We start from the raw sequence: 12,605 nt of genomic DNA, 5'->3' as shown, positions 1-12,605 counted from the left end.
TAATCAGGAAAACATGAAACAAATATTATTCTTAATTCTTTTATCTATGATGGGTATACAAGACGGACAAGCCCGCCACTCCAAGTTGGGCAGGGCTGACTTTCAGACAAAGGTAGACGGTAAACAAACCGACTTATATTATCTGACAAATAAAAACGGGGTAGAGATTGCCGTTACCAACTTCGGAGGCCGGGTTGTGGAGATATGGGCTCCCGACAAGAACGGACAGTTTGCAGACATTGTGCTGGGACACGATAATGTAAACGCTTACGCGAACTACAAGGGCGAACGTTTCCTCGGTGCAACGATCGGCCGCTACGGCAACCGTATCGATAAGGGACAGTTTACGCTGGACGGTAAAGATTATCAGCTCCCTATTAATGATAAGCCTAACAGTCTGCATGGTGGCGACAAAGGTTTCGACATGGTAGTATGGGATGCGGATCAAACAAACCCCCAGACATTGGTGCTGTCTTATGTGTCCAAAGATGGCGAGCAGGGTTATCCTGGAACCATGAAGGTGAAGATGACCTACCACCTTTCCAATGACAACGAATTTGTTATCACGCATGAGGCTACCACCGACAAGAATACCGTAATCAACCTCACGCATCATTCTTTCTTTAATCTGCATGGCGCAGGCAACGGTACGATCAACGACCATGTATTGATGCTTAATGCAGATAAATTTACACCGGTGAATAATGTGTTGATTCCTACCGGAGAACTGACTGATGTAACTGATACCCCGATGGATTTCCGTAAGGCAACTCCTATCGGCGAACGGGTAGACAACGATTTCGAGCAACTTGCCTTCGGACATGGATATGACCATAACTGGGTGTTGAAGCGCAAGACTGCCAATGAACTGGAACTGGCTGCTTCCGTTCACGAACCCGTTTCGGGCAGATATATGGAAGTCTGGACTACCGAGCCCGGCATCCAGTTTTACGGTGGCAACTTCTTCGACGGTTCGATGATTGGCAAACGCGGACAAAAGTACAATTACAGGGCTTCGCTGGCTTTGGAAACACAACACTTCCCCGATAGTCCGAATCATCCGAACTTCCCTTCTACCGTATTGAAACCGGGGGAACAGTATAAACATATTTGCGTCTATAAATTCGGAGTGAAATAATAAATAACAGGATATATGAAACTATATGCACTCACATTACCGGCTTGCCTTCTGTTGGGAGCCGTTGCTTGCTCTCCGGGCGAGCAGGAGAATACGGATACAGGTATTCATTTTCTGGAAGTAAATCAGGTAAAGGTTCAGGATGCTTTCTGGAAACCTAAATTTGAACAGTGGAATAAGGTTACCACCAACGATGTGTTCGACAAGTTTGAAGGCAAACACCTTCATAACCCCGACCCGAAGAAGATGCACAATACGTTCGAAAACTTCGACCGTGTGGCTAATGGCGAGCGTAATGTGGGAGACCATGCCGGTATGCCATGGTTTGACGGTTTGGTATATGAGACGATCCGTGGCGTTTCCGACCTTATTGCCCAACAGTCTAATCCGGATCTCGAACAGCGTGTGGACGGTTATATCGACCGTATTGCCAAGGCACAGGCTTCCGACCCCGACGGCTTTATCAACACTTATACCCAGATGATGGAAGACAACCATCGCTGGGGTGAAAACGGCGGTATGCTCCGCTGGCAGCATGATGTATATAATGCCGGTATGCTTGTTGAGGCAGGTGTGCATTATTATAATGCTACAGGTAAGACGAAACTACTGGAAGTGGCTACCCGCTTTGCCAACCATATGTGCGATTACATGGGCCCGTATCCTAAAAAGAACATTGTTCCGGCTCACTCCGGTTCGGAAGAACCGCTAGTTAAACTGTATTGGTTATACAAGAATAATCCCGACCTTAAACAAAAAGTAAGTGTTCCGGTGAACGAACAAGCCTATTTCGATTTGGCTACGTTCTGGATCGAGAACCGTGGTCATAACTGCGGACAGCCTTTGTGGCTGACTTGGGGTAATCCGGCTGCCGAGCAGTGGATCCGCGATAATAAATATGCCGATCCTCAGTTCGGCAATCATTCGCGCCCTTCTTTCGGCGACTATGCGCAAGATTCTCTTCCCCTGTTCCAGCAACAAACAATAGAAGGACACGCCGTTCGTGCCACCCTCTTTACAACAGGTGTTGCTGCCGCTGCTCTGGAAAATAAGAACCCTGATTATATTGCTGCCGTAACCCGTTTGTGGGATAACATGGTGGGTAAGCGTATGTTCGTAACCGGTGGCGTTGGAGCCGTTCATTTCGACGAAAAATTCGGCCCCGACTATTATTTACCAACGGATGCTTATTTGGAAACATGTGCTGCTGTTGGTGCAGGTTTCTTTAGCCAGCGTATGAACGAACTCACCGGAGATGGTAAGTATATGGATGAGTTTGAGCGTTCCCTCTACAATAACGTATTGACCGGAATTTCTCTGTCCGGCGATCATTATACGTATCAGAACCCCCTGAATGCCGAAAAGCATGCACGCTGGGAGTGGCACGAATGTCCCTGCTGCCCGCCTATGTTCCTGAAGATGGTTTCGGCCGTACCCGGCTTTATTTATTCACATCAGGGCAATACGATCTCTGTGAATCTGTTTATCGGCAGTGAAGCTACCGTTAACCTTAGCAAAAACCTGTCTGTAGCCGTTAAGCAAGAAACGCGATATCCGTGGGACGGATCTGTTACGCTGACGGTAGACCCGGCTAAGCCGGCCGATTTCGCATTGCGTGTACGCATACCCGGATGGGCACAAGGCGTCGAGAATCCCTATGGACTTTATAAGTCGGATGTAAACTCTCCTGCAGAACTGAAGGTGAACGGCGAGCCGGTGCAGATGAACGTTGTAAAAGGCTATGCTGAGATCAATCGTAAATGGGCTAAAGGCGATAAGGTAGAACTGTCGTTGCCGATGCAACCCCGTATCATCACTGCCAATGGATCTGTTACCGACCTGAATGGTATGGTAGCCCTTGCTTCGGGTCCGCTGGTGTATTGTCTGGAGGGTTGCGATAATACAGACCTGAAAGATATCAGGTTCGATACCCGATCTCCTATGTCTTTGAACTATCGCAGCGACCTTTTGAGTGGGATTAATGTGATAGAAGGCAAAGCATTCGATAAGGACGAGAAGGAGATTGCCGTGTCTGCCATTCCGTATTATGCGGTAGGAAACCGTACGGAGGGAGATGCATATAAAGTTTGGCTTCCTGTTAAAGGCAAGTAATAAGTACTTTTCAAGGATTTTTGCTGACATTGGCAATGTCGGGCAGCTTGTCGAATACGGCTTTCCCTAGTCCTTGAAAAAAATCATCAGGGTGTTTTTAGAAAATCATCGGGATCATTTTTCTAAAACATCCCGATGATTTTAAATCTTGCAAATAACCTTTGTTTGGTTAGCTAACTTATTTTGTAATATTCTTCCCAACCTTTTCGTGGAGGTTCACCTACCAGCATTTGGTTGGCTAACTTGTTATTGCTGATTTGTTTGGTTTCTCTGTCAAATATCAGCTTTTCTCCTAGTTGCTGGCTAAGTACGCCTAAGCAAAAGACTTGGCTTAACGGACCTGCAACAGAGAATGGCGAACGCGTTTTTTCTTTTCCCTGGCAAGCCAGCAAGAAGTTTGCGTAATGGTTGGAAGGACTTTGCGGTACTTCCGGCAACCGGGGTTCCATCTCTTTTGCCCTTTCCTCCGGTATAATGGAAAGGGTGCTGCCGTGTGAGCCTCCCTTGAATGTGAGTGTCTTTGTGTAAATTTCTTTACCCGGATTCAATTTGGCAGGCTGTATTTTTCCTCCTGCCACGGTGGGAATATTCGGGTCGAGTTCCGATACGCCATATCCTTCGGGTACGGCCGGTATATTGTCCAGTCCGTCGTACCAGGTGACATCTACGGCCGGCATGGTTCCTCTCTCGGGAAACTTGAACAGGATGGTAGACGACATGGGGAAGAAGAACGGGTTTTGGTCTTTGAGGTAGGTTGGGTTGATCTCCGTGGGTAACCCCAGATCGAGGAACTGGTGGGCCGTGTCCAGAATATGTGCTCCCCAGTCTCCCAAAGCGCCCATGCCGAAATCATACCAGCAACGCCATTGTCCCAAATGAAAATCGTGATTGTAGTCGTGATGTTTTACTACACCAAGCCAGGTGTCCCAATCCAGCGTAGAAGGGATAGGTTCGGCAGCCGGCAGGCGGGTTATCTTCGGGTCCCATCCATGCCAGCGACGCGGATTGTTCATGTGAGCGGTGATGGCCGTTACGTCTTTGATAATGCCGGCTTCCTGCCAGGCTTTAAACTGGAAGTAGTTGGCTTCGGAATGTCCCTGGTTTCCCATCTGGGTTACTACTCCGAACCTCTTTTCGGCCTTCATCATCAGCTCCACTTCGTTGAAGGTGCGTGCCATCGGTTTCTCTACATATACATGCTTGCCGTGTGCCATGGCCTCGATGGTGATGGGGAAATGGGCATGGTCGGGCACACCTACCGTGACGGCATCAATTTTATCCGCCATTTTGTCGAACATCTTCCGGAAGTCCTGAAAACGGGGTGCATCCGGAAACATGGAGATGATTTCCTGCGTATGCGGAGCGCCCATGTCTACGTCGCATAGGGCTACAACGTTACAGAGGCCGGTATTGTATAGTTCTTTTGCAATCTCTCCTCCCCGGTTGCCTATGCCGATAAAGGCAATGTTGACTCGGTCGTTTGCACTGACAAACGGAGAAGTTGGCAACGTGCGTCCTTTAGCCGGCGTCCAAATAGAAGGAATAACGGCGGTTGCCGAAAGAGCAAGTGTTTGTTTCAAAAATAGGCGGCGTGAAATATCTGTTGATTTCATGATATAGTTATTTAGATATTAATAAGTCTGATCAAACAAATGTAGGAAAAATCCTTTATTCTGCTTTGTTGTTTCAATGGAAAATATTATTGATATTTGCGGCGTGAAACAGAAAGCCGATAAGATATCCGCATAATACAGCCTGATAACTTCTTTTTCAGGCTGGACTACTCCGTATTTGTTTGATACATGGACGTATCGAACTTATTAATCATATCATATAATAACATCTTAAAAATAATAGAGATGAAAACTGATTTCACAGTAAGACAAACAACAGAAGCGGATTATTCTACAGTATATAACCTGATACAGACAGCTTTCCTGACAGCCGAACATCGTGATGGAAACGAACAAGACTATGCCGTAAGTTTGCGTAACAGCGATAAGTATATTCCGGAATTGGATTTAGTGGCTGAGTTTAGCGGCAAACTGATCGGGCATATCATGTTTACGAAAACGTATGTAACAAAACCGGACGGCAGCAAGTATGACACCCTTTTGGTTGCTCCCTTATCCGTGTTGTTGGAGTATCGAAGCCATGGGGTTGGCTCGGCACTTATGAAAGAGGGATTTCGCATAGCGGAATCGCTGGGATACGGATCGGCCTTTCTGATAGGTGATCCTAATTACTACCAACGTTTCGGATATAGATTATCGCATTTGTTCGGTATTAATCACGAAAGCTTCCCGGTCGAATATGTTATGGCTAAGGAAATAACCGCCGATTCGTTGGATGGAATCAGCGGTTTGATCAGCATGTAATGTTATTGTTTGGGAACAAACTCCAGAACACAAACTCCACGGGCCGGCATGTCAAAATGAATGTCGGCCTTGCTGTGGGCGTATGTTTGCAAAAGAAGGCGCGTACTGTCTGTTGTTACATACACTTCTCCTTCCGAAGGCAAATCATAATCGGATAGGTTGATTGTGAAGTCCACCGATAGTTGTTTATCGCTTATGCTGGCCAGTGCGATTCCGATAGCCCCGCCGGGCGACTTCCATGTTCCGGTATATAACGAAGGAACTGTTTTCTTGAATTTGGAAACGTTGTTTCCGGTGCGGCCTACGTAGATGGAAAGTTTCGATATGTCGATTTCCTGATTGGGTATGTTGATCTCCGGAGTACGGCAGTATTCGCCATAAAGTAAATAACCGAGTGCCTTATAACGTGTTTTAGCCAGTTTGATTAAAAAGTCTATTTCTTCTTTACGGTCTTTGGCTAAGAAGGCATGGTAATTGGCAATGGTAGGCTGCATTCCCCATACGAAAGCCCGCGATTGTTCCATCAGGAACTGCGAGTTGAAGTCCTCAGGCAATGCTTTTTCTTTATTGGCCGGGCTGTATTGGGCCGGCCATAATTCGTCGTAGGGGGGATATACCAACGAAGAATAGCTGCCATAGGTTATAGCGTAGTCGTGATAAACGGCCTGATATAGGGGAATAGATTCGACGTTGCTGATACCGGCATAACGCTCGCGGCTTGTTTCTAAAGTCAGAAAGAGGTCGAGGTTCGAAATCCAGTCTTCGCCCGAACCTTCTCCGGCAAGAATGGATTGTTTTTTGTCGGTGATTTTACTTCGGATGAGGGAGGTTAGCTTCTGGAATCCGTTTATCCAGTAGTTGCCTCCTCCCAGGTCGTGTCCGTGGCTTTTATCATAACACTGGAAGTTCATGCAAGCCTGATCCATATATACGCCGCTGGCCTGATAAAAGTTTATCACACTATCGCACAAGGATGCATATTTATTTTGCCAGAACTCTGTGGCCATACACATCGGGGTGATGGATTTGTTGGTAAATATATTGTAAGCATGCTCGTATGTCTTCCCGTCTATGGTTTTGGCACAATAGGGTTCGGCATTTTCCGATTTCCAACTATCGGTGGACGTTCCCCATTGAAAGGAATTCATATACACAATGCTTCGTACCCCTTTCTGCCGGGCGGCGGTTACAGCTTCGATAAAAGATTTGCCTCCTTCACGCGGAGGAAGGTATTCGGGGAAATAATCGTCGTAAGAACAATTGTGCCACCAATGCCAAAAGACATTGACCGGCACTCCGGCTCTTTCCTGAAGATCGATAGCTTCAGGCAGTACATTTGGTGATTTGCCCCTGTTCCAAACCCATATACCTGTCTGGGGTAGCCATTCTGCCGTTAAGTTGTTTTTGAACCGGCTTTCCCTGCACCATTTCTGTTGGATACCCCATTCGCGATACATTTTTGCTGCTGTAATCCAGTCTCCGCGAAAAGATCCAAGTATGGCTTGGTAGGCCGGTTGATAGCTGTCTATCCGATTGTCGAAAGGCGGAATGTTGGTTATGCTGTATTCCAGTTTGTTATTCGTATCGAATGTCAATGAGAAGTTTTTAGTATAGGCAAGCGTATCGTTGCAGGAGAAATAAATGCCGCTCGATTCTTTGTTGTATAAAGCCATTAGTTGCATAGACAGGTGTCCCGGGTGGTTCCATGTGTAGGTTGCCGGTGTTTTCTGTTTTACTACCTCTGCCCTGGGGTTTTTTATGAGGCTGCCCAGCCAGGTAGCTGCAGCCAATTCTTCATTACCCAGGTCTTTGATACCGGCAATAACGGGAAACTTAACATTTTGAATGTTTTGTTCTCCCATTCCTTCTACTTTGATATTCCAGTAAGATAAAGCTTTTTCTTTATCGAGTGATACGGATGCTATTACTTTTAAGCCGTTGGTTCCGTCTGCTTGCTGCCATTCAATGTTGAGGGTGAGTGGGTCCGGCTTTTGGAAGCTTACCTTTGTTGGCAGTTTCTCCGGTGCCGGAGTTCCGGCGGCAACATCCAATAGCCAGGGCAAACCCTCTACGGCTGCCGAGTCTATATACTCGTATGAGGTTGCAATGTCGGAAAATGAGATCAGCTTTCCTGTAGATCGTTCAAAACCTAATTTGATTTTCCCGTTGTCAATAGATACGACGTCTCCGTGTAAAGTATTTGTACAACCTGATGTAAAAGCCAGTAATATACAAATGGAGATAAAGAAGATAAATGTTTTCGTGGGTGTTTTCATATATGAAAAAATAAATGCATGGTTGAAAAGTCGTAAATGTAATAAAAATACGGATTTGTATTGTTATTTTTAAAAGTAAATTAAGTGTTTATCAGAAAGAAGCAATCTAAATGTATCGTATTTTGATGAAAAATCACTTACTTTGCGCCATTAATTATTTTATCATGGCACAAGAAGATGTTTTTAAGAAGTTAGTTTCGCATTGTAAGGAATACGGTTTTGTATTTCCCTCATCAGAGATATATGATGGTTTAGGTGCAGTGTACGATTATGGACAGTATGGCGTTGAGCTGAAAAATAATATAAAAAAATATTGGTGGGACAGTATGACGTTGTTGCACGAGAATGTAGTCGGCATCGATTCGGCTATTTTTATGCATCCCACTATCTGGAAAGCTTCCGGTCACGTAGACGCTTTCAACGATCCGTTGATTGACAATAAAGACTCTAAGAAACGCTATCGTGCCGATGTATTGATTGAAGACCATCTGGCTAAGATAGAAGAAAAGATGAATAAAGAGGTTGCCAAGGCAGCCAAGAAGTTTGGAGAAGCTTTTGACGAAGCCCAGTTTCGTGCTACAAATGGACGTGTGCTGGAATATCAGGCAAAATGGAACGAGATACACGAACGCTTTTCGAAAGCGCTTAACGATGGTAACTTTGAAGACCTTCGCCAGCTGATTCTGGATTGTGAGATTGTATGTCCTATCTCGGGAACCCGCAACTGGACGGAAGTACGCCAGTTCAACCTGATGTTTTCTACCGATATGGGTTCTACAGCCGATGGAGCCACCAAGATTTATCTGCGTCCGGAAACAGCTCAGGGTATCTTTGTCAACTTTTTGAATGTACAGAAGACCGGACGTATGAAAGTACCGTTTGGTATCGCACAGATAGGTAAGGCTTTTCGTAACGAGATCGTAGCCCGTCAATTTATCTTCCGTATGCGTGAGTTCGAACAGATGGAAATGCAATTCTTTGTTCGTCCGGGCGAAGAGATAGAATGGTTTAAGAAATGGAAATCTACCCGTTTGAAATGGCATCAGGCTTTAGGATTGGGTAATGAGAAGTATCGTTATCATGATCATGAAAAGCTGGCGCATTATGCAAATGCAGCTACCGACATAGAATTTGAAATGCCTTTCGGCTTCAAAGAAGTAGAAGGTATTCATAGCCGTACGGACTTCGATTTGAGCCAGCATGAGAAATTCTCAGGTAAGAAGATACAATACTTCGATCCTGAGCTGAACCAGAGCTATACACCGTATGTAATAGAAACTTCAATCGGTGTAGACCGTGTATTCCTGAGTATTATGGCAGGTTCTTATTGCGAAGAAACTTTGGAAAATGGAGAATCCCGCGTTGTACTGAAATTGCCGGCAGCGTTAGCTCCAATCAAACTGGCTGTATTGCCGTTGGTAAAAAAAGACGGACTTCCCGAAAAGGCAGAAGAGATTGTAAACATGTTGCGTTTCGATTTCCGTTGCCAGTATGATGAGAAAGATTCGATTGGCAAGCGTTACCGCCGTCAGGATGCAATCGGTACTCCGTATTGTATCACTGTAGACCATGATACTTTGAAAGATAATTGTGTAACTATCCGTTTCCGTGACACAATGGAGCAGGAACGTGTAAGTATTGATAAGTTGCATGATATAATCTCTGAGAAAGTTAGTTTGAAGAATTTATTGAAAAAGGTAATAGAATAAAAAACGAAGAATGAAGAAGTACCTGCAAATAGCCCTGATGTTGTTTTGCGTGCTGGTGGTTTCCTCCTGCAGCAAAAATGAAGATGCATTAGAAGTAGATGAAGCGTGGAAAATTGAAAATGATGAGGCCTTTCAGGCACAGATATTTGCTCCGGGTTTTCAGCAACTGAAGTCGCAAAGTAATGAAGGCTTTATTCTTTATAAAGTAATAAAGGAAGGCGAAGGTAAAGAACCTATTTATTATACAAGTACGGTTAAAGCTTACTATAAAGGCACCCTTATTGATGGAACAGTTTTTGAATCTCATACATTTGAAGAAGGAGCTCCATCTAAATTTGAAGTTTCCGGAGTTGTGGACGGATGGACTACTGCTTTGCAACATATGCATGTAGGAGATAAATGGGAAATTTGGATTCCTCAGCAATTAGGCTATGGTGCCAGCGGAAAAAAAGCGCAAGCGGCAGGTCAGATTACGATACTTCCATATACGACATTGATATTTGAGTTGGAAGTTGCAGAAATAGTTAAACAGTAGGCAAATCTATAGTAGTTTATAAAAAAGAAGGTTGTTTCGAAACCATAATGAAGCAACCTTCTTTTTGTATTTATAGCAAGCAGGGTATAAAAGGATATATGTTTTACTAATAAAAGTCCTGTTTTCTTCCTTCTATCCCAAAAGATGGTATAATGACTATGAACCGGCCTATATAGACTATGAAAAGTTGGAGCAGATGACTCGAAGAGGAGTTGTTTACGTGACTAAGATGAAGGAGGAGATGAGTGTTTTGGAATGAGACCCCTATAAACAATTAAAGCCTGTCTCACGACAAGCCCTAACCAAACTTTGTTAACCTTAAATCTAATACTATTATGAAAAAACCACAATGCAAATATACACCTGTCAATCCCTTTTGTCAATAGTTTTCCGGATAATATATGTTAAGCAACATCTTATATGTTGCCAAAAAGTGTTATTCAACATAAAAGTAAATACATTCCAATCAAAATATTGTAAAATTAACAGATTAAACGTCTCTTAGAGCTTATAAAGACAAGCGTTCTTTCAGCAGTTTATAACCGGATAAACTTGCGCGGAGACAGATACCGTTCTTTAAACGTATCTGGTAATTTTCTTTTCCAAACAATTCGATACGTAGAATTTGTTCCATATTAACGATACAAGAACGATGGATGCGCACAAATATTTCCTGGGGCAAATGTGCCTCAAAATATTTCATCGTTTGCTCCTTGACATATTGTCCTGTGGAAGTGAAGAGGGTAACGTAATCCCCGCAAGCCTGTAGATAGAGCAATTCTTCTAAATGGATAATATGTATGCGTGAACCGTCTTTTACGGAAATGCGGTCGAGTATGGTTTCTTCATCAGCTTTTACAACAGATAATTCATTAATTGCATATTCCGGTTCGGACGGCTCAATGGATTCTTCCAGGCTTTGTTTTTCCAGGTTATATATGCGATACCACATCGACAAGATTACCCAGATTAAGGTTCCCAGAGTAAGCCGGAGCGGAATGGTGGCACAAAAATCTGTGATCGCTTCTTGTTGTAGCCATAATTCTATTTCCCACGCACCCGCCAGACTGATTATCTGGATCAGAATGCTTAGTAACAGATACATTTGTAATGAATGAATTACTTCAAAAATGTATCCGTACAGATAACCGGCTATGGCTAAAAGCCCAATGGAGATCAATCCATCTATACCTGCCATCCACCATTCGAGACCTCCATAGCAATATAGCAACAGGGAATAAATAGCCCATGTTGTTACCGTTGCCAGAAGTCCTGTCATCCGGTTTATGACTGATCCAAAAAACGGATGTGTTTGCATATGATTAATTCTTAAATTCAATACCGCCAAAAGTTACTTTCCCCCGGATAATCAGCACATGTTCCTGATCTGTTTCGGCTGAAGAGTGATAACGCTTGTCATCGCATCCGCCAATAACTGTATTGACTTGTGATTGTAAATTCCATTCGGCAGGCAAATAGATTTCAATACCTCCGAAAGTACATTCTACGTCGATGAAGGTCTGCGCTGCTTCCAGTTTAGTTCGGCGCAAGTCTAATACTGTTCCGCCACATGTATTTCGGATATCCGCCCCTTTGAAAACCGGGTCTAATACGATTTGCTGAACAGAGCCAAATGTGTTGTAGGATATAACGAAACCATCCTGACTGGAATAATCTGTGTTGGAGTATGTGTTTGCTCCTTCCTTCCAATGTTTTTGGAAATTTCTTTGAAAATGTTTTTGATGGAAATTTGTGTTGGGTCTTCTTTGGGGTTTGAATAGTTGGAATACACCAATAATTACGAAGATAAGAGGCCAATAAACATGAAGCCAGTTACTGCTTGACCAACCTATTTCCGGTAGAATAAATACAACTCCTATTGCAGTGGTAATCAATCCTGCCCAAAAACGTTTACTTAATAGATTAAACAGTCCTACATATATGAGAAGTACTTGCCATGAAATAAGTATGGAAAATAAGCTATATGTAACTATCCCCATGTTTTTCAGAAACCAGACAATGCCGACAAAGATGAACGGAATTGCCCAAAATACACTTTTGTTATTTGTATTCATGATATCTTATTTTAAATTCGTTTGATACAAATGTAAGTTTGATGTAAAGTACATGCAATATAAAACCGCTTGATTACAGACAAATATCGGTGAATTACGGAATATTCCCGATAAAAAGAGATGGTATTTTAAGATAAGGGATGAAAAAAGGCTGCACATTACGTTGCTGCCTTGACCTTTTCAGGGGTGTGTTTTCTTCTTGTTTGGACTCCTTTTTACATAAAGGGGTATAAAAATTCTTTAGGCTTACATGCTTCCGGTGTTGTAATGCGTAGATTCCGGACTTGTTTGAAATATTCTGCCTCTTATAAACAATTAAAGCCTGTCTCACGACAAGCCCTAACCAAACTTTGTTAACCTTAAATCTAATACTATTATGAAA

Annotated in this window: 9 protein-coding genes; 5 read left to right on the top strand and 4 right to left on the bottom strand. The window is 43.6% G+C overall.

What is annotated here, in order from left to right; genetic code table 11:
* Positions 1-13 precede the first annotated feature (13 nt).
* Together CTY47_RS06745 and CTY47_RS06740 are read left to right on the top strand one after the other, a co-directional pair.
* Entirely contained in the window at positions 14-1,138 is a 1,125-nt protein-coding gene (locus tag CTY47_RS06745) for an aldose epimerase family protein (RefSeq protein ID WP_099463992.1), read from the top strand.
* A 15-nt stretch (positions 1,139-1,153) separates the two neighbouring features.
* Positions 1,154-3,250, top strand: coding sequence for a glycoside hydrolase family 127 protein (locus tag CTY47_RS06740; protein WP_099463991.1), 2,097 nt, complete (start codon positions 1,154-1,156; stop codon positions 3,248-3,250).
* A 173-nt stretch (positions 3,251-3,423) separates the two neighbouring features.
* On the opposite strand, the gene CTY47_RS06735 is transcribed toward CTY47_RS06740, so the two are convergent.
* Entirely contained in the window at positions 3,424-4,863 is a 1,440-nt protein-coding gene (locus CTY47_RS06735; protein ID WP_099463990.1) for a Gfo/Idh/MocA family oxidoreductase, read from the bottom strand.
* Between the two features lie 246 nt (positions 4,864-5,109).
* Between CTY47_RS06735 and CTY47_RS06730 the strand changes: the two genes are divergently transcribed.
* Positions 5,110-5,628 (top strand): GNAT family N-acetyltransferase, encoded by a 519-nt coding sequence (locus tag CTY47_RS06730; RefSeq protein ID WP_099464110.1) that lies wholly within the window; start codon positions 5,110-5,112, stop codon positions 5,626-5,628.
* A 2-nt stretch (positions 5,629-5,630) separates the two neighbouring features.
* On the opposite strand, the gene CTY47_RS06725 is transcribed toward CTY47_RS06730, so the two are convergent.
* A complete protein-coding gene (locus CTY47_RS06725) occupies positions 5,631-7,904 on the bottom strand; it encodes a DUF6259 domain-containing protein (protein ID WP_099463989.1) in 2,274 nt (757 codons plus the stop codon).
* Between the two features lie 164 nt (positions 7,905-8,068).
* Between CTY47_RS06725 and CTY47_RS06720 the strand changes: the two genes are divergently transcribed.
* Together CTY47_RS06720 and CTY47_RS06715 are read left to right on the top strand one after the other, a co-directional pair.
* A complete protein-coding gene (locus tag CTY47_RS06720) occupies positions 8,069-9,613 on the top strand; it encodes a glycine--tRNA ligase (RefSeq protein WP_099463988.1) in 1,545 nt (514 codons plus the stop codon).
* A 10-nt stretch (positions 9,614-9,623) separates the two neighbouring features.
* Positions 9,624-10,148: an FKBP-type peptidyl-prolyl cis-trans isomerase gene (locus CTY47_RS06715; RefSeq protein WP_099463987.1), complete on the top strand. Its 525-nt coding sequence runs from the start codon at positions 9,624-9,626 to the stop codon at positions 10,146-10,148.
* Between the two features lie 508 nt (positions 10,149-10,656).
* On the opposite strand, the gene CTY47_RS06710 is transcribed toward CTY47_RS06715, so the two are convergent.
* Positions 10,657-11,466: a LytR/AlgR family response regulator transcription factor gene (locus tag CTY47_RS06710; RefSeq protein WP_099463986.1), complete on the bottom strand. Its 810-nt coding sequence runs from the start codon at positions 11,464-11,466 to the stop codon at positions 10,657-10,659.
* 4 nt (positions 11,467-11,470) lie between these two features.
* Positions 11,471-12,223 carry a LiaF transmembrane domain-containing protein gene (locus tag CTY47_RS06705; protein ID WP_099463985.1) on the bottom strand — a complete coding sequence of 251 codons (753 nt, stop codon included), beginning with the start codon at positions 12,221-12,223 and terminating at the stop codon, positions 11,471-11,473.
* Positions 12,224-12,605 lie beyond the last annotated feature (382 nt).

Source organism: Parabacteroides provencensis (assembly GCF_900232875.1).
GTDB lineage: Bacteria > Bacteroidota > Bacteroidia > Bacteroidales > Tannerellaceae > Parabacteroides > Parabacteroides chinchillae.
The sequence above is the reverse complement of the archived record's forward strand: the minus strand, read 5'-3'. Positions and strand labels throughout refer to the sequence as shown.

Coding starts and splice junctions, on each gene's coding strand:
- CTY47_RS06745 (WP_099463992.1), top strand. CDS start 14: ATGAAACAAATATTATTCTTAATTCTTTTATCTATGATGGGTATACAA.
- CTY47_RS06740 (WP_099463991.1), top strand. CDS start 1,154: ATGAAACTATATGCACTCACATTACCGGCTTGCCTTCTGTTGGGAGCC.
- CTY47_RS06735 (WP_099463990.1), bottom strand. CDS start 4,863: ATGAAATCAACAGATATTTCACGCCGCCTATTTTTGAAACAAACACTT.
- CTY47_RS06730 (WP_099464110.1), top strand. CDS start 5,110: ATGAAAACTGATTTCACAGTAAGACAAACAACAGAAGCGGATTATTCT.
- CTY47_RS06725 (WP_099463989.1), bottom strand. CDS start 7,904: ATGAAAACACCCACGAAAACATTTATCTTCTTTATCTCCATTTGTATA.
- CTY47_RS06720 (WP_099463988.1), top strand. CDS start 8,069: ATGGCACAAGAAGATGTTTTTAAGAAGTTAGTTTCGCATTGTAAGGAA.
- CTY47_RS06715 (WP_099463987.1), top strand. CDS start 9,624: ATGAAGAAGTACCTGCAAATAGCCCTGATGTTGTTTTGCGTGCTGGTG.
- CTY47_RS06710 (WP_099463986.1), bottom strand. CDS start 11,466: ATGCAAACACATCCGTTTTTTGGATCAGTCATAAACCGGATGACAGGA.
- CTY47_RS06705 (WP_099463985.1), bottom strand. CDS start 12,223: ATGAATACAAATAACAAAAGTGTATTTTGGGCAATTCCGTTCATCTTT.